This is a genomic window from Legionella sp. km772 (assembly GCF_003989735.1).
Classification (GTDB): Bacteria; Pseudomonadota; Gammaproteobacteria; order Legionellales; family Legionellaceae; genus Legionella.
The window spans coordinates 15,728-32,171 of record NZ_RZGQ01000019.1 but is presented as its reverse complement, the minus strand read 5'-3'; the positions used below and the strand labels follow the sequence as shown (position 1 = coordinate 32,171).

The window sequence follows — 16,444 nt, the reverse complement described above, 5'->3', positions numbered from 1 at the left end:
AGCTCTCCTGGCCTATGGACTTGTGGATAAGCCATTCTGAGAGTAAGGTGAATGAACTAACAAACCGGGAATAGCTCTTATTTTTCCTGAATTTTGTTCCAGATCCCCGGACCTAGCTAAATCTAAATCCAGCGGGTTTTTTTAAGCCAAATCTAGAGACAAGTCATGCTCTCTTAAAACGATATAGCGATAATTTATTCACCGTTATTAATAATTTTAACCGGGTTAAAGGTGAATATAACGATAGTACTTATCTCGCCAATTACTTAGCAAGCACCGAGCAAGCGGGGATTAATGATCTTGAAGAATTTAAAAAACTAATGGTTAGTCATTTTCGGGAAGATGCTTCAGCATCAGTCACCTTAATTAATACTAGTTTAGAGAAACTAGGAAAAAAAGCCCCTCAAAAACAGAGCGAAATAGTAGAAGATGTTAGCTCCTCAGCCTATTACTATTATTAGCCCTTCGAACAGCTCGATAAGTTTAATTTCCCGTATTCTAGTTAATACGGGACTCAACCTCATTATTAAAATATCTACTACACTATAACTTAATGATTCTATTTAAATAGGGATTTTTATGTATAAGAATATCTTATTTGCTACTGATTTATTAAGTGAGCATGAGCACCTAACCGAAAAAGCAGCTCGAATTGCCCAACAGTTTAATGCAAAACTATATCTGCTTCATGTAATTGAATTACCTACCAGTTACCAACTTGCTCAAGGATTAGGTTTTACTGAGTTGGCTAATCCTGCGAAAGATGATGCGCGGACTGTGCTCTCCTTAATTGGGGAGAACTTAAATATTCCAGCATCACAACAATTTGTGGAAATAGGCTCAGTTAAAGAAATTATTTTTAACCGAGTCCAAGAATTAAATTGTCAATTGATTATTATTGGAAGCCACTCAACACATGGTTTTGAAACCCTATTAGGAAGTACGGCTCATGCTATAACGAATCGAGCTCCCTGCGATGTCCTCACCTTAAGGGTATAATTTAATCCAGAGCTAGAGGAAATAAGCCCTAAACTATTTTTTTTTCTTTTTAACATAACTCATCAGACGACGTTTTTTATTTACTTGTCGTTGAGAGAGTTTCTTTTTCTTGTGCGCAAAAGGATTGTCGCCTCCTCTAAATTCTAGTTTTAGAGGTGTGCCTATTAGGCCCAGATGCTTTATAAATTCGTTATTTAAATAACGGCGATAATTTTCAGGCAAATCATTTAATTGATTACCATGAATTACAATTACTGGCGGATTGTGGCCACCAATATGAGCATAACGCAATTTAATACGGCGACCATTGACACAAGGAGGAGTATGCTTAGTACTAATGTCTTGTAATAGCCGAGTTAAACGAGGTGTTGAAAAAGATTGAGTTGCAGAAGTATACGCCTCATTAATATCTTTAAATAAACTACCTACACCGCTGCCGTGTAAAGCAGAGATGAAGCGGATTTTTGCGAAACTTGCAAAATGTAGACGGCGCTCTATCTCAGATTTTATATGCTCTTTATGTTCCTCATCTAAGCCATCCCATTTATTTAGTGCAATAACCAAGGCTTTTCCAGACTCAATAATGAACCCCAATAAATTCATATCTTGATCTGTTACACCCTCTTTCGCATCTAAAACTTGTAAACAAACATGAGCCTCTTTGATTGCTTGTAAAGTTTTTATCACTGAAAATTTTTCAATTTTCTCATCAATGCGGGATTTTCTTCGTACTCCTGCTGTATCGATTAACACATAATTTTGTTCATCCCGTTGAAAAGGAATAGAAATACTGTCGCGGGTAGTTCCCGGCATATCGTATACCACGACACGCTCTTCACCTAAAATTCTGTTAATTAAAGTTGATTTACCTACATTGGGGCGGCCTGCAAACGCTATTTTAATAACATCTTCTTGCAGGGGTTCTTCTAGTTGTCCTGAAAATGGCGCAAGAATTTGTTCTAATAAAGAGCTTATACCGGTACCATGAGCAGCAGAAATAGAATGCATTTCGATGATGCCTAAGGATTGGAAATCAGAACAGGCAATATCGTCATCCATGTTTTCAGTTTTATTAACAACTAAATGAACTTTTTTACCGAGCTTCCTTAGATTACCGGCAATATTCTCATCAATGCCGGTTAAACCTGAGCGGCCGTCAACGATAAATAAAACGACATCAGCCTCTTGCAAGGCAACCGTAGATTGTTTCGACATTAAACTATCGACCGCAATATCATCAACACCAATACCGCCAGTATCGACTACAATAAAAGTTTTATTTTCATAGTGCGCGTCGCCATATTGCCTATCACGGGTTAGACCAGGAAAATCCGCAACTAATGCATCTTGAGTTTTTGTTATTCTGTTAAATAAAGTGGACTTGCCTACATTAGGTCGGCCCACTAAAGCAATTACTGGAATCATTTATTAACTCACCGTCAACTGGTTTAACATTCCGTTATTAGTCAATACGTAGAGCTTCCTTCCTACCGCAACTGGCGCACTGCTTACCCCGCCCGAGACTTGTGAGCGAGCTAACAAATCGCCTGCTTGAGTATCTAGAAAATGGAGGTAGCCGTTTTTATCGCCCACAACTAGATCATTACCTATGAGCACGGGTTCGGTCAAACCACGCGCCTTTAAGGCAGTTTGTTTCCAGTTTACATGGCCTGTTTTACTGTCAATGGACCACAATACATCATTACTGTCGGTAATGAATAAAGTATTCGAATGGAAAAGGATGTTTTTGTATACTGAACCGGGTTTTTTCCATAGGAACTCACCATTATCTAACGATAATGCTCCGATATAGCCTTGATAAGTGGCGAGATAAGCTACGCTGCTTTTTATAATGGGATCCGCGTCAATATCTACTAAACGCTCCACATCACTAGACCCAGTTGCATAAGCCATGCTGCGTTGCCAGACCATGCGTCCCGAATCTAATTCCATGGCTTCTAACTTACCATCAGAGAAGCCGATAAGAACTTGATTGCCTACGATCACAGGCGAAGAACTTGCCTTTAATATTAAATTAGGTGAGCCATGATCAACCATCCAAAGCTGCTTTCCGCTTGCTTGATCAAAAGCATACACTTTTCCGTCGATAGTCTTGGCAATAACTTTATGATGAGCTATTGCTGGCGCCGATAATAATTCACCTGATAAGTTAGTTTGCCATAACTCTTTACCGCTAGTTTGATCTAATAAAACTAAAGAAGAATTATTTGTTCCTACAGCGATCACACCAGCTGAGACAGAGGGACCACTGACTAAATTGTGCTTTAAGCTAGTAGACCATTTAATAGCCCCATTTGATTCTCTAACTGCTTGCACCAATCCACTTGCATCAGCGGTATAAATTACCCCCCCTTTCGCAACAGGTTGTAACTTTAAATAACCTAAGTTTTTATTTGATTTTCCTACCGGTGCAGACCAGTTTTGGGTTATTTTCAGCTTTGAGTCAATTTGTTTTAATTCTTTGGGTTGCGGTGTATTATCCTTCCCTAACATGTAATCATCGATTTTAGTACAGCCTTGTACTAATACACATAAAGCGAGTGTTAATAGCTTACTCTTCATAATAAAACCCTGTTTAATATAACTCTGTTTCAACCTAAGAACGCTAATCCTTGGCCATTTCAATACTAAGTAGTTTGTACTTTTTTCTCATCTGCTATAACAGATTGCGTTTTATTCGCTAATTCATTGGTTTTCATTTCCAAAAATAAATTACCTAAGCCATTACTTTTTACGGCAGTAATCGCTAATCGATAAGAATTAATTGCATTTTGATATTGACCGGTTGCACCATAAATATCGCCTTTCAATTCATTAACTACCGGTAAATAGGTATTATCATCAATGGAGCTAAGCTCATTTAAGGCATTGGTATAATCTTTCGTCGCAGCCAAAATACGGGCAATACGAATTTTTGCTATTTGTCGCAAGGGAGGCATATGCCCATTGGACACTACCTGTTGTAATTCTTTTTTTGCTTCATCGAGTTTACTTTTTTCAACATACACTTTGGCCAGCGTTAAATGAGCAATATCTGCGTAAACAGTATTGTCATAGTCTTTAGTTAACTCATTAGCATAGGAACGAACCGATTTTATATCATGATTGGAAAAGGCCACCATCATATTCTCATAAGCATTAGAAGCCTGCTGTTTCACTTTATCTTGGTGCCAATTCATGTATCTATATCCTGCTACACATAAAAGCACGACAGAAAGAAATATAGTGATTAAATTTCCATATTTTTTCCACCATTTTTTAATTGTCTCTAATTGCTCTTCTTCTGTCATATAGACTGACATTTTTTTCTCCTGCCTTTACGCTAAATAATCAGTTAAATAGTGATTGATATTTTTTTGTTCCACTGTAATTTGCTCTGTCCCATTACGCAAGTCTTTAATGCTCACAGAACTATTCTGAACCTCTTCTTCGCCTAAAATTAAGGCTAACTGGGCACCACTTTTATCCGCTTTTTTAAATTGGCTTTTAAAACTCCCACCGGAGAGGTTTGTGATTACATCTAAATTGGGGTGGTTATTGCGAATACTCTCTGAGAGAGCTAATGCATTTTGAATAGCCTCATGGTTAGTTGCAACTATAAATAAAGCCGGTCGACTATTTTTTATACCGGTAAGGTTTAAGAGATCCATTAATAGTACAATCCGCTCAAACCCAAGTGCAAATCCCACTGCGGGGGTTGCAGAGCCACCTAATTGTTCGACTAATTTGTCATAACGCCCACCAGCACAAACAGTTGCTTGGCTTCCTAATTTATCAGTCACCCATTCAAAAACGGTATGACCATAATAATCCAACCCTCGTACTAGAACAGGATTTATAGTATAGGGTATTTTTAATAAATCTAAACCCTTACAAAAAGACTCAAAATGAGCCTTACTTTCCTGCCCTAAAACATCAATAAGTTTGGGTGCTTTTGTAATTAACTCTTTCAATTCTGGATTTTTACTATCTAATATGCGTAAAGGGTTTCTTTCAAGCCGTTTTTTACTGTCTTCATCCAAAAATTCATAATGTGTACGAAAATACTCAACTAAGGTAGTTCTATAGGCTACACGCTCGGAAAGATCACCTAAAGAATTAATTTGCAGGTGCACCTCATCAGCAAAACCTAATTGAGTCCATAAGCGCTGGCAAATAGAGATTAACTCGAGCTCAATATGCGGGCCGGACATTCCAAAAGCTTCTACGCCAAATTGAGTAAATTGTCTGTAACGCCCTTTTTGCGGACGCTCATGACGAAACATAGGCCCCATATACCATAATTTTTGTTGTTGATTATGCAATAATCCATGCTCTAAACACGCGCGCACGCACGATGCGGTACCTTCTGGCCTAAGCGTTAAGCTATCTCCATTAAGATCATTAAAGGTATACATCTCTTTTTCAACAATATCAGTAACCTCACCAATAGTTCTTTTAAACAATTGGGTATTCTCAATAAGAGGAAAACGAATTTCTTGATAGCCATAACTTGAAAGGCAGTCAACGAATATTTTTTCTACTTGCCGCCATAATGATGTTTTTTCCGGCAAGATGTCATTCATACCACGTATTGCTTGAATTCGCTCACTCACCCTCATTCTCCAAACGCGACATCGCAGGTTGGGGATCTAATAAAGCCTGAACTTTCGAAACATCAGCTAATTTAATTTCAGTAACTGTATTGTCTTCTTTTAATGATAAATCCTGGCTTATTTTTTCTTCTTTAGTGCTAGAGGAGTAGGCAGAATGATTATCACGGTTGTTATGCCACCATAACCCAATTGCAACCATTGCTCCTAATGCAAAAATAATAGTAAACCATCGAATAAAATGTTCTGCTTTGTGGGACTCACGCTTACTTTGCCATAAGGCTCGCTCAGGCTTTTTCTCTTCAGTAAACTGGGAATTGAAGATTTGTAAAAAAGGCTCGGGGGAAACTCCTAATAATTTAGAATAAGCACGCAAATAACCTTTAATAAACACAGGCTCTGGTAATAAATTAAAATCACCTTCTTCAATAAGCTCAATGATGCGCGCTCTTAGGTGCAACTTACTTGCAACATATTCAACCGAAAAACCCTTTTGTTGACGTATTTGAGCTAATTGTATTCCTGGATTTTCAATTGGGATATCAGTTACATCATCCATTGTGGCTGTTGTATTCATTATTTACTCCACTTGTATTATCAGTTCTTGCTATTTTGTTTAGGCTTTCTTCATAGGCGGCAGCGATTTCATATTTACCCAGTTTATCAGCTAGATTTTTAGCCATATCCAATAAGATTTTATCGTTTAAAACTAAGTCTGGATGCTGTTGCATAAGTTGAAACGCCCGTTCGTTATGTTCCTCTTTACTTTCTAATTTAACTAACTCATAAAAAGACTCTTTTCGCGAAGGATCTTGATTTATAGCTTTACTAAAATACAACTTCGCTTTTTCCATATCAGGAATAGCCAATACACATAAGCCAGCATTTTCATAAGCTGCTGCCGTATTAATATACTGTGGATCTTTTACAGCTTTTAAGAAATAAGTTTCGGCTTTTTGATATTCGCCCTGACGGCATAAAAAGGTACCATAATTATTAAGCTGGGCGCCGCTGTTAGATGATAATGAAATCGCCTTTAGATAATATTTCTTAGCCTCCTCTAGCTCACTAGTCTGTTCAAGATAATAGGCCATAGCGGCATTAATATCTGGTGAGTTAGGCTCTTGCTTTAGGGCTGTTAATAATTTTTTCTTAGCTCTTGGTCTATCGCCCTGCTTTAAATAACCTAAACCTAGTTGCATATTAAAGGTGGCAGCCTTACTGAAGTTAGGTTGATTTTTACTTGCTAAGTCCTCTTCTTCTTTATTAGACTGACAAGCTATAAGAAATAAACAGCTTGTCAATAATAAAAATTTTAAAAATTTTGACACAATCAACACTTGTTGTGGGAAATAATGCCGCATTATAACTACTTACGCGTAAATTAAAAACGATTTGTCATCTTATTTCAAATTAATTAACAATAGAACCATCAGCGGGGTTTGATTTGTTTGGAATAAAATGAAGTTTTTGCCAACGTTGAGAGCGACTTGTTCTATCTTTCACTTCACCAGCTAATTGGCCGCAAGCTGCATCAATATCATCACCGCGCGTTTTACGGGTAATAGTATTAATACCACTGCTTATTAATTTATCCCTAAATGCATCAATAGTTTTCTGAGATGAGCGTTGATATTGGGTCAGGGGAAAAGGATTAAACGGTATTAAATTAACTTTAGCAGGAACATCTTTTAATAATTTAATTAACTGATTCGCATGTTCAGGCTGATCATTAACGCCTTTAAGCATCACATATTCGAAAGTAACTTTGCGTCTAGGCTCATCCTTAAAATAACGTTTACATAAGGCCATGAGTTGAGCTAAAGGATATTTTTTATTGATAGGTACTAATTCGTTGCGTAATTCATCGTTCGGGGCATGTAAGGAAACAGCAAGAGCCACTGGGCTTACTTCTCTTAATCGTTCGAGATCAGGTAGAACACCGGAGGTGCTTAAAGTGACACGGCGTTTTGATAAGCCGTAGGCAAAGTCATCCATCATAATATTCATTGCTGAAACAACATTATCGAAATTTAGTAATGGCTCACCCATACCCATCATAACGACATTAGTTAGACGTTTATCATGAGTACCGTTAGCTAAAGATAACTCTCGTACAGCTAACCAAACTTGGCCGATTATTTCAGCTGTAGTTAAATTACGATTAAACCCCTGTTTTGCTGTAGAACAGAACGAGCAGTTTAAGGCACAGCCAACTTGAGAGGAAACACATAAAGTTCCTCTATTCGCTTCAGGAATAAAAACAGTTTCGATACAATTACCGCAATCAAGCTTAAGCAACCATTTATGCGTGCCATCAGCTGATTTTTGACAGGTAACAATCTCAGGCAAGCCAATGAAAGATAAACGAGCTAGTTTTTCTCTTAAGGCTTTCCCAAGATTAGTCATTTCTGCGTAGTCAGATAAGCCAACTTGATGGATCCATTGAATTAACTGTTGGGCACGAAAAGGCTTTTCATCCCAAGATATCAATAGCTCTCTTAACTGCTGATAATTATAATTCAATAAATTAACTTTTTGATCCACGACATCGACTCCAACTGCGACTTATCTATCACATAACTCATGAGGCTCGAAGAAGAAAGCCACTTCACGGCTAGCATTTTCTAAGCTATCTGAACCATGTACCGCATTGGCGTCAATACTATCAGCAAAATCAGCACGAATAGTTCCAGGAGCAGCTTCTTTAGGATTTGTTGCACCCATTAGATCTCTGTTTTTAGCTACTGCATTTTCGCCTTTTAACGCTTGAATCATTACAGGGCCAGAAATCATAAATTCAACTAAATCTTTAAAAAATGGACGAGCTTTATGAATTTCATAAAAACTTTCAGCTTGTGCACGAGATAATTGCACCATTTTGGCGGCAACAAGAGTTAAACCATTTTGTTCAAAACGGCTATATATTTGACCAATAACATTTTTTGCTACTGCATCTGGTTTTATAATAGACAAAGTTACTTCTTTTGCCATCACGAGCTCCATTATGTTTAAATTAAAGTGCTGTATTATATCAAAAACAGGAGCTTTTGGCTAATATAAATTCACCCTTTAGGACAAAAGGTACCAAGAAGCTCCTTAAAATATTAGGGGCTTGCACTACTGTAATTACGTTTTTATTTATTACTGTTGGGTCTCGCCAATTGTTTTATCAAAATGAAGTGCTTCTCGATTAATCATATCTTGCTCAGGATCGATTTTGTATTCAGGTAATAACTTCATCAACTCAATAACTCTTAGTGCTGCTTGATAAAATTGAGAGCGGAATGCTCGTGCTGATTCAGTAATACTGTTAGCAGTATTGAATAATTCGCTTATTTGTTCATTCACCTTAGAAAGCACGTTAAAAAATTCATTTAATAATTCATTTAATTTTTCTTTCATTCCTTCTGTTTTACTCAGATGAAGCAAATCGATGGCCTTATCTATAAAAAGATTTTTATCTATATTTTGACTTTTTAATTCAATGCCAGCCTCAATTAAAGTCCTCGTTAAAATGGTTACAATTTGCTCTTTAGTAAAATCAGAATTATTTCGTGTCGTTAAATGGTGTAGTGAATTAGCGCTATTGGCCATAGACTCTTTTAAATCTGTAGATAATTTAATTAAAATTTTTTGACTAGTGCCAATAACCGCCTCATGGTCTAATTGCTTTTGATTAAACTGCTCTCCTAAACTGACTAAAGCTTTACGCTCATTCTCTAAAGACTCACGCGTCGCCGCCCCTTGAGCCTCAGGAGGTTTACCACTCTCCCCAGAAAGTAAATAATCAATAAATAATTTTTGCACATAAATATGATAATCATTTGCTTGCTGTAGCACGATTCCATTTAAAACATTTTTCAAAGGGACCTGCACTAAATGATGATAAAAACTAGTTGCGCTTTTTATAGCCGGGATGAGCTCTTTTTGAGGTATACTTATTTTATAATGCCCAAGTATGCGCTGTGAAGTAATCAATCCGTAAGTTGAAAACCATTTACTAAATTCATCACCGGTCAATTTTTCATCCATTTTCCACCTAATTTTTTTTTACGCCATTCTGAGCTGTTGACATTTCCCTAATTTGGGCCAAAATCTGCAATTTTTGAGTCTTAACGACTTTCTAAAGTATAGTGTATTTTAAATGTTAAAACGATTAACTACTGATTTACAAACATTAAATGATTTTTTGCAGGTAAAAACCCCTCGCGCATGGCTTGAGTACGCAGCTACTCATATTCCTTTGTTATTACTAGATCACGCCCATTGTGAGCGAAAGGCTGCGGCAACTGCCATTGCACTAATGAGTAAATATCCTGAAAAAGAGGAGCTAGTGGCCGTAATGTCACCCTTGGCACGTGAAGAATTACTTCATTTTGAAAAAGTTATTGCAATTATGAATGATAAAGGCATCAGTTTTGGCCCCTTGCACCCTTCTGACTATGGTTCTCATTTGCATAGACAGGTGACAGCTAAAAATAATGCTCAACGACTTTCTGATCAATTGATTATTGGTGCGATTATTGAGGCACGCTCTTGTGAACGTTTTTATGCCTTAATACCTTTCTTAGAAGATGCCAACTTGTCTAAATTTTATAGCAGCTTAGTTCGTTCTGAAGCACGTCATTTTGAGGATTATCTACGTTTAGCCAGGTTATATGGTGGAGCTATAGATAAACGTTTGGGTGAGTTTTTAGCTATTGAAAATGCATTTATCAGTAGCGCTGATCAAGTTTTTCGCTTCCATAGTGGTATTCCACCCTGTCAGTAATGGCACCGAGTCTTGCCCAAAGAACAAGACTCGTTATAAATTTTTAAATGCATTAACTCAGAGTAGGCGTGCTTTGATAAGTTAAACTACTATTTTCCTCGAGAAAATTCTGTAAGCTATGTTCGCCCTCTTGCAAGTCTTTCATCTTAGCTTGAGTTAATTTAGTACCATCTTGAGCGAAATATTGATCTTGGGTTTCAGGAGTTTGTCCTGGCTTATATCCATTTTTTTCAAGCCAATGAGTAACCAAGCTTTTAAAAAGCTTATTAAAATCATCTTTCATCGGCATATTATCTTTAGCTATTCGAACTTGCAGCTTATTATCCGCATCCAGAGTTACATGATGCATTAGGACGGGGAGTTGAGCCTTGCCTGTCTTGGTTAAATCAGGCTCAGAGGGTTTGTTGAAGTAGCCAGAAACAGCCGTTTTAATGGCATGCTTTATCGCCATTTTACCGATTGTTTCATTGGTTTCAAGACTATAATTCATTGCCTCACACATTTTACCAAAAGAACCCAACAAACTGAGCATGGCATTTTTCCATTCGCTGTTAAAGGCCGTAGTTTCAGAATCTAAGCCTTTTTTGGCATGCTCATCGGAAGTCTCCCAAGGTCCCCCTACTACTTCTCCCTTATCGTTTCGTCGCGCATATTTATTGACGAACTCGGAAAGTCGTTGCTGAAAAAGCCTTTGTTCCTGCGCTTGACCCTCTTGAAACTCCTGCAATTTACGCTTGTATTGTTCAGTTTTATTAAAATTTTCTTGTTTCTGGGCTGCGTCTTTTACATAATCCTCAACAGGTTGAACTACCTTTTCAGTATCAGTCTTTTCTCTAGTCATTTTTCAACCCTTAAAAACCAAGATTGGTCAAAATTATATTCATTAGTATTATCATAACACAAAAGCCGAGGCATGTCATCCCAATCACTTAAAACATAACGCTTAAACTCACCACCTTCATAAGCACTCATTCCTTGTTTATGAGTATGGCCATGAATGAGGGTTTTGACCTTCATTTGGCGCATATGCTTTATAAGAGATTCAACACTTACATCCATAGCTTCCATTGCTTTATGTTGATTATTCTGGCTTATTTGCCGTACTTTATTCACCAATTTTAAGCGATACGCTAAGGGTAGGCATAAAAACAACCATGAAAAGATACGGTTACGAGTCAAGAGACGGAAACGTTGATGGGCTTTATCTTTAATACAATAGCGGTCTCCATGGACTAAAAGCACTTTTTTTCCCCCTAACTCGATTAAAGTAGGCTCGCTTAAAGGTGTCCACCCCGATAATTTCGCAAAGTCACTGCCGAGCAAAAAATCTCTATTTCCATGCATATAAAACAATTGAATGTTTAGTTGCACTAATTCCTGTAATTGTTTAGCAATAGCTAGGCTCCATTCGTCGATGGAATCATCCCCAGCCCAAGCATGGAAAAAGTCTCCTAGGATATAAATTTTTTTAATAGGAAGGGTTTTACACCATGCAATAAATTTATCAAAGCGGGCTTGAATATCATCTCGTTGCGGATGTAAATGGAGATCAGAAATAAAAACAGCTTCTATCATAAAGGCTCGATAACTAGATGCTCATTGACTAAATAAATTTGACAGGGACCTCTCATTGGCTCGATACCGTCGCTTAAAAGATAAAAACCAGCGATAGATACCAATTCAGCCTCCAGACATTGACAAAAAATACGGGCATTTAAATCACCGGTAATTCCAGCTAAAGCGCGCCCTCTTAGTGCCCCATAAACATGAATGTTACCGTCAGATAACAATTCTGCACCATGGCTGACTGAAGAAGTAACTATTAAATCACTTCCTTTGGATACCAGCTGTTGGCCTGACCGCACGGGTGAAGTCACCAGTCTAGATTTAATTATTTCAGCTGTTGAATGTTCATACACAGGCTCCATTATCGGCTTGTCTTGCGTCGCGGAAGCATTTAACACGGCTAAACCTTGGCACTGAGCTAAGGTTTCTTGCATGGGGTTACCCCCTTGAATAGCTACCGGAATCATCCCATATTCACGCACAATTTGGCATAAAGCTTGCAAATCAAACTCAAGATGACTGATAGAAGATAAATCGAAAACTATAGGCGTTTTTTCAAATAATTTGGGCGCTTTCACTATAGTATCGGCACATTGTTGCCTAAATAGCTCTTGATCACTATTGATCACTTGTAAAACAGTAAAGGTATAAAGTCGCCCTTTTAATTTAAATGCTTGAGTTTTTGTTATATTTTCACTCATTGGTCGATATCCATAAACGATATTTTTGTTTATACTAGCATGTGAAAACCAATAACAGAAGGATAACAAAGTGGATAAAAGATGGTTTGAACAATATCAAGAAAATGTGCCACATGAAATTGACTCGAGTCATTATTTATCCTTGGTTTCTTTATTTAAAGAATCTTGTCATAAATATGCTGATAGACCTTCCTACTCTAACTTAGGTACTGAAATTACCTACGCACAACTTGATAAATTATCCCGAGATTTAGCAGCGTATTTACAACAACTAGGTATGGAAAAAGGGGCCCGGGTAGCTATTATGATGCCCAATATTTTACAATATCCTGTAGCCTTATTTGCTATATTAAGAGCAGGGTATGTCGTAGTAAACACAAACCCCTTATACACTTGTGATGAAGTGATTCATCAAATCAATGATTCTGGGGCTGAGGCTATTATCGTGTTAGCCAATTTTGCCTTCACTGTTGAAAAATCTTTACCATCAATGCCCTCACTTAAGCATATTATTGTAACCCAAATCGGCGATTTATTCCCCGGGATGAAAAAATTTATAGTCAACTTTGTTGTAAAGCACGTCAAAAAAATGGTACCTGCTTACACTATTCCTCATGCAGTCGCCTTTAATTATGCACTGCAAGAAGGCAAGGATGCTAGCTTACATAAAATAGAATTGAATCATGATAGTATTGCCTTTCTGCAATATACCGGAGGCACTACAGGTGTAGCTAAAGGGGCCATTTTAACCCATGGAAATTTAGTAGCGAATGTGATGCAAGCCTCTGTTTGGATTGCGCCCTTAGGTGTGAGTGCAGAGGACATTATTGTTACTGCTTTACCTCTTTACCATATTTTTTCTTTAACAGCTAATTGCCTTACTTTTTTAAAAGCTGGTGCTAAAAATGTTCTTATTACGAATCCTCGTGATGTGGATCGCTTCATTGATGAAATTAAGAATATAGGTTTTACAGCGTTTACAGGCGTTAATACTTTATACAACTTACTATTAAATCACCCACGGTTTAAAGAAATAGATTTCAGCAAATTAAAATTAGCGTTGTCAGGCGGTATGGCTTTACAAAAAAGTGTTTCTTTACGCTGGTCTGAAATGACTCATTCACGAGTATTAGAGGCTTATGGTTTAACCGAAACCAGCCCTGCTGCAACCATTAATCCTATGTACTTAGAAGGCTATAACGGAAGTATCGGCCTGCCCCTGCCCTCCACTGATGTATCCATTCGCGATGATAATGGACAAGAAGTGCCAATTGGGACAAGTGGTGAATTATGCATTAAAGGTCCACAAGTGATGGCTGGGTATTGGAATCGTCCTGATGAAACAAAACTTGTGTTCACCGAAGACGGCTTCTTAAAAACTGGGGATATAGCTCGAATGGACGAAGAGGGTTATATTTATTTGGTCGATCGAAAGAAAGATATGATTGTGGTTTCCGGTTTTAATGTTTATCCCAATGAAGTAGAACAAGTAATTGGTATGCATCCAGGTGTTTTAGAAGTGGGGATTGTAGGTGTTTCTGACCAGGAGTCAGGCGAACGAGTAAAGGCCTGCATAGTTAAAAAAGATCCTAATTTGACTAGCGAAGAAATTATCACTCATTGCCGTGAGCATTTAGCCGCTTACAAAGTGCCTAAAATTGTTGAGTTTTTCAATGAATTACCTAAAACGAATGTAGGGAAGATTTTACGTAGGGCGTTAAAAGATAATAAGAATATGGCAGAGGCTGTATAAACAGGATAGAAGGCTACTAATGCTCGACCTTCAATCGTTTTTGTCTTTGCGCACAAAGTGAGGCAATCCAGTGTAGAGCTATGACGAATCATAGGACTGGATGCTTCGCCAAGGCTCACCAAGACGGAATTTACATAGTCTATAAGCGATTACCAATCAATCAGCTGCCGCATAATTCGGGCAGTAGCTCCCCAAATAAACTCACTATGCCCGATAAACTGCCAACTTTTAAATTTAAATCCACTACGTTCTACCAAAATTTCTTGATAATTTTTAGGGTTTTTAACTACAGCTAAAGGCAAAGAAATTAAGCTTGCGACCTCAGAATCATTTATATGAAATGGAACAATGGAGTCAATAGCGGCTAACCAGGGATGTATAACGGAGCCTAAGAGGGTTTGTTCTCTGGTAAGTTCTTTAATTAGGCTCACTCGCGAAGAATCTATTCCTAATTCTTCGCGCAACTCCCTTAATGCAGTAGCATAAAAATTTTCATCACCCTCCTCCCAAACCCCACCAGGAAAACAAACCTCGCCCGGATGCCTTCGTAGATGCTCACTTCGTTTAGTTAAAATTAAGCAATCGGTGGAATGTTCGTGAAGAACAATAACCCCTGCATGAGTCCATTTTTTTATCTTATTTAAGTCCATTAATAATTGCTTTTATTTTAAGGTAACATTCACGATATTCATCTTCACAATCAGAGTCAATTACATTACCGCCTCCAGCAGCCAAATGCAGAATATTATTCTTAGCAACTAAGGTGCGTATGGCAATATTACTATCAAAACGTCCATGACGAGAGAAATAAACAACACTGCCACAATAAACTCCTCGCCGATGAGGCTCTAATTCATTAATAATCCGCATTGATTCTAATTTAGGAGCCCCAGTGATTGAGCCGCCTGGAAAACAAGATAAAAAAAGATCAAGAACAGAGGTATTCGCCAGACACTGTGCTTCGACATCACTGACCAAATGATGTACTGAATTATAGCTTTGGATTTCACATAACTTGCTAACCTCCACACTACCCGTAACAGCGATTTTTCCAAGATCGTTTCTTAACAGATCAACTATCATTACATTCTCTGCGCGATTTTTTGCGGACGAGGCAAGCTCTACTTTTAACCGTTCATCTTCCTCTAAATTATTTGAACGTTTAATCGTTCCCTTTATCGGTGAAGTTAATAGTTTTCCTTCTTCATGCAATAAAAAACGTTCAGGCGAAAAACTTAATACATCTTCATTATCGAAATGCAAAAAAGCCGCAAAAGGTACGGGATTCGCTTTGCTTATATTGTGGTACATTGCCCAGCTACTGCCTTCATACTGAGCTTGAAAAGCCTGGGTAAAATTGACCTGATAGCTTCTGCCCTCTCTTAGTGCTTTTTTAATTTCAGCAAAAGAGGTCTTATACTGCTCCTTCGTCATCAAAGGAGTAAATTCGTTCATAAGTCTAAATTGCTTTGTCGTGCCAGTTTTATTCCATAAGCCCAGCACTTCCTTTATTTGTTCTTTAGTTTGAGAATGATGATGGGCCGCATATAACACTGTCTTTTTTAAATAATGATCTACAATAATGCACCAATCATAAAAACCTAAATGCAATAAAGGCATTGTATCTAATAATGTTTGAGTTTTTGAAGCCAGCCCCATCAGCTCTGCTCCGAGATCATAGGTAATATAACCAATAGCACCACCTTGGAAGGGTAGCTCATAAGATGAGGTATTACCTTTAAGTAGCTCACGTAAATCACTTAAAAGTGCTAGCTGATTATTTGCATTGGAGGGAAGTATTTTTCGCTCATAGGGGTAAGCCGCTATAATATCGTATCGACCCCAGTGACGATCACCACTTTCCAAAAGTACAAAGCCAGGTAAGTCGCAAAGATTTTGATAGTGTTGATGTAAATTAGCGGAATAATTTAATTCAATTAGTTGTTCAATGCGCAAAATAATACCCAAATAAAAAACACTCGATTTATCCGCATAATTTAACTCTAATTTACTAGTTTTTAAATGAATTTGTGAGTAT

Annotated in this window: 17 protein-coding genes; 3 read left to right on the top strand and 14 right to left on the bottom strand. The window is 37.6% G+C overall.

Translation table 11 applies throughout. From position 1 onward, the window contains the following. Nucleotides 1–579 precede the first annotated feature (579 nt). The gene (locus ELY15_RS04085; protein WP_127098379.1) at nucleotides 580–999 is read left to right on the top strand and encodes a universal stress protein; all 420 of its coding nucleotides are present in this window, start codon (nucleotides 580–582) and stop codon (nucleotides 997–999) included. Between the two features lie 33 nt (nucleotides 1,000–1,032). Here the strand turns inward: ELY15_RS04085 and der are convergent, their stop codons facing one another. From der to ELY15_RS04040, 9 genes are all read right to left on the bottom strand, one after another. Next, a complete protein-coding gene (gene der / locus ELY15_RS04080) occupies nucleotides 1,033–2,424 on the bottom strand; it encodes a ribosome biogenesis GTPase Der (RefSeq protein WP_127098378.1) in 1,392 nt (463 codons plus the stop codon). Nucleotides 2,425–2,427: 3 nt separating this feature from the next. Next, entirely contained in the window at nucleotides 2,428–3,582 is a 1,155-nt protein-coding gene (gene bamB, locus ELY15_RS04075; protein ID WP_127098377.1) for an outer membrane protein assembly factor BamB, read from the bottom strand. Between the two features lie 65 nt (nucleotides 3,583–3,647). Beyond that, nucleotides 3,648–4,322, bottom strand: coding sequence for a tetratricopeptide repeat protein (locus ELY15_RS04070; RefSeq protein WP_127098376.1), 675 nt, complete (start codon nucleotides 4,320–4,322; stop codon nucleotides 3,648–3,650). A gap of 15 nt (nucleotides 4,323–4,337) precedes the next feature. Further along, on the bottom strand, nucleotides 4,338–5,621 hold the full coding sequence (gene hisS / locus ELY15_RS04065) for a histidine--tRNA ligase (protein ID WP_233586506.1): 1,284 nt from the start codon (nucleotides 5,619–5,621) through the stop codon (nucleotides 4,338–4,340). Next, complete coding sequence (locus tag ELY15_RS04060) at nucleotides 5,608–6,189, bottom strand: helix-turn-helix domain-containing protein (protein WP_127098374.1); 582 nt, start codon at nucleotides 6,187–6,189, stop codon at nucleotides 5,608–5,610. Before ELY15_RS04060 ends, hisS begins: the two co-directional genes overlap by 14 nt. Beyond that, nucleotides 6,164–6,943 carry a type IV pilus biogenesis/stability protein PilW gene (pilW, locus tag ELY15_RS04055; protein ID WP_199744158.1) on the bottom strand — a complete coding sequence of 260 codons (780 nt, stop codon included), beginning with the start codon at nucleotides 6,941–6,943 and terminating at the stop codon, nucleotides 6,164–6,166. The genes ELY15_RS04060 and pilW overlap by 26 nt, the downstream gene beginning before the upstream one ends. Nucleotides 6,944–7,025: 82 nt before the next feature. Then, a complete protein-coding gene (gene rlmN / locus ELY15_RS04050; RefSeq protein WP_127098372.1) occupies nucleotides 7,026–8,159 on the bottom strand; it encodes a 23S rRNA (adenine(2503)-C(2))-methyltransferase RlmN in 1,134 nt (377 codons plus the stop codon). A 21-nt stretch (nucleotides 8,160–8,180) separates the two neighbouring features. Then, entirely contained in the window at nucleotides 8,181–8,606 is a 426-nt protein-coding gene (gene ndk / locus ELY15_RS04045; protein ID WP_127098371.1) for a nucleoside-diphosphate kinase, read from the bottom strand. Between the two features lie 150 nt (nucleotides 8,607–8,756). Then, on the bottom strand, nucleotides 8,757–9,647 hold the full coding sequence (locus tag ELY15_RS04040) for a hypothetical protein (protein ID WP_127098370.1): 891 nt from the start codon (nucleotides 9,645–9,647) through the stop codon (nucleotides 8,757–8,759). 112 nt (nucleotides 9,648–9,759) lie between these two features. Here ELY15_RS04040 and ELY15_RS04035 point away from each other — a divergent pair, with 112 nt between their 5' ends. Continuing rightward, on the top strand, nucleotides 9,760–10,386 hold the full coding sequence (locus ELY15_RS04035) for a tRNA-(ms[2]io[6]A)-hydroxylase (RefSeq protein WP_127098369.1): 627 nt from the start codon (nucleotides 9,760–9,762) through the stop codon (nucleotides 10,384–10,386). 52 nt (nucleotides 10,387–10,438) lie between these two features. On the opposite strand, the gene ELY15_RS04030 is transcribed toward ELY15_RS04035, so the two are convergent. From ELY15_RS04030 to minC, 3 genes are read right to left on the bottom strand one after another with little or no spacing between them, the layout of a single operon-like run. Next, a complete protein-coding gene (locus tag ELY15_RS04030; protein WP_127098368.1) occupies nucleotides 10,439–11,227 on the bottom strand; it encodes a hypothetical protein in 789 nt (262 codons plus the stop codon). Further along, nucleotides 11,224–11,961 (bottom strand): UDP-2,3-diacylglucosamine diphosphatase, encoded by a 738-nt coding sequence (locus tag ELY15_RS04025; protein WP_127098367.1) that lies wholly within the window; start codon nucleotides 11,959–11,961, stop codon nucleotides 11,224–11,226. The genes ELY15_RS04030 and ELY15_RS04025 overlap by 4 nt, the downstream gene beginning before the upstream one ends. Continuing rightward, nucleotides 11,958–12,653, bottom strand: coding sequence for a septum site-determining protein MinC (gene minC / locus ELY15_RS04020; RefSeq protein WP_127098366.1), 696 nt, complete (start codon nucleotides 12,651–12,653; stop codon nucleotides 11,958–11,960). The genes ELY15_RS04025 and minC overlap by 4 nt, the downstream gene beginning before the upstream one ends. 70 nt (nucleotides 12,654–12,723) lie before the next feature. On the opposite strand from minC, the gene ELY15_RS04015 reads away from it, so the two are divergent. Continuing rightward, nucleotides 12,724–14,406, top strand: coding sequence for an AMP-binding protein (locus tag ELY15_RS04015; RefSeq protein WP_127098365.1), 1,683 nt, complete (start codon nucleotides 12,724–12,726; stop codon nucleotides 14,404–14,406). 149 nt (nucleotides 14,407–14,555) lie between these two features. On the opposite strand, the gene ELY15_RS04010 is transcribed toward ELY15_RS04015, so the two are convergent. Beyond that, a complete protein-coding gene (locus tag ELY15_RS04010; protein ID WP_127098364.1) occupies nucleotides 14,556–15,056 on the bottom strand; it encodes a CoA pyrophosphatase in 501 nt (166 codons plus the stop codon). Beyond that, nucleotides 15,043–16,362 carry an aminodeoxychorismate synthase component I gene (pabB, locus tag ELY15_RS04005; RefSeq protein ID WP_127098363.1) on the bottom strand — a complete coding sequence of 440 codons (1,320 nt, stop codon included), beginning with the start codon at nucleotides 16,360–16,362 and terminating at the stop codon, nucleotides 15,043–15,045. The genes ELY15_RS04010 and pabB overlap by 14 nt, the downstream gene beginning before the upstream one ends. Between the last annotated feature and the right edge of the window lie 82 nt (nucleotides 16,363–16,444).

What these genes read in the sequence shown, in the direction of transcription:
- ELY15_RS04035 (WP_127098369.1), top strand. Translation starts at nt 9,760, where the DNA reads ATGTTAAAACGATTAACTACTGATTTACAAACATTAAATGATTTTTTG.
- ndk (WP_127098371.1), bottom strand. Translation starts at nt 8,606, where the DNA reads ATGGCAAAAGAAGTAACTTTGTCTATTATAAAACCAGATGCAGTAGCA.
- ELY15_RS04040 (WP_127098370.1), bottom strand. Translation starts at nt 9,647, where the DNA reads ATGGATGAAAAATTGACCGGTGATGAATTTAGTAAATGGTTTTCAACT.
- der (WP_127098378.1), bottom strand. Translation starts at nt 2,424, where the DNA reads ATGATTCCAGTAATTGCTTTAGTGGGCCGACCTAATGTAGGCAAGTCC.
- ELY15_RS04085 (WP_127098379.1), top strand. Translation starts at nt 580, where the DNA reads ATGTATAAGAATATCTTATTTGCTACTGATTTATTAAGTGAGCATGAG.
- minC (WP_127098366.1), bottom strand. Translation starts at nt 12,653, where the DNA reads ATGAGTGAAAATATAACAAAAACTCAAGCATTTAAATTAAAAGGGCGA.
- hisS (WP_233586506.1), bottom strand. Translation starts at nt 5,621, where the DNA reads ATGAGGGTGAGTGAGCGAATTCAAGCAATACGTGGTATGAATGACATC.
- bamB (WP_127098377.1), bottom strand. Translation starts at nt 3,582, where the DNA reads ATGAAGAGTAAGCTATTAACACTCGCTTTATGTGTATTAGTACAAGGC.
- ELY15_RS04060 (WP_127098374.1), bottom strand. Translation starts at nt 6,189, where the DNA reads ATGAATACAACAGCCACAATGGATGATGTAACTGATATCCCAATTGAA.
- ELY15_RS04025 (WP_127098367.1), bottom strand. Translation starts at nt 11,961, where the DNA reads ATGATAGAAGCTGTTTTTATTTCTGATCTCCATTTACATCCGCAACGA.
- ELY15_RS04030 (WP_127098368.1), bottom strand. Translation starts at nt 11,227, where the DNA reads ATGACTAGAGAAAAGACTGATACTGAAAAGGTAGTTCAACCTGTTGAG.
- ELY15_RS04070 (WP_127098376.1), bottom strand. Translation starts at nt 4,322, where the DNA reads ATGTCAGTCTATATGACAGAAGAAGAGCAATTAGAGACAATTAAAAAA.
- ELY15_RS04010 (WP_127098364.1), bottom strand. Translation starts at nt 15,056, where the DNA reads ATGGACTTAAATAAGATAAAAAAATGGACTCATGCAGGGGTTATTGTT.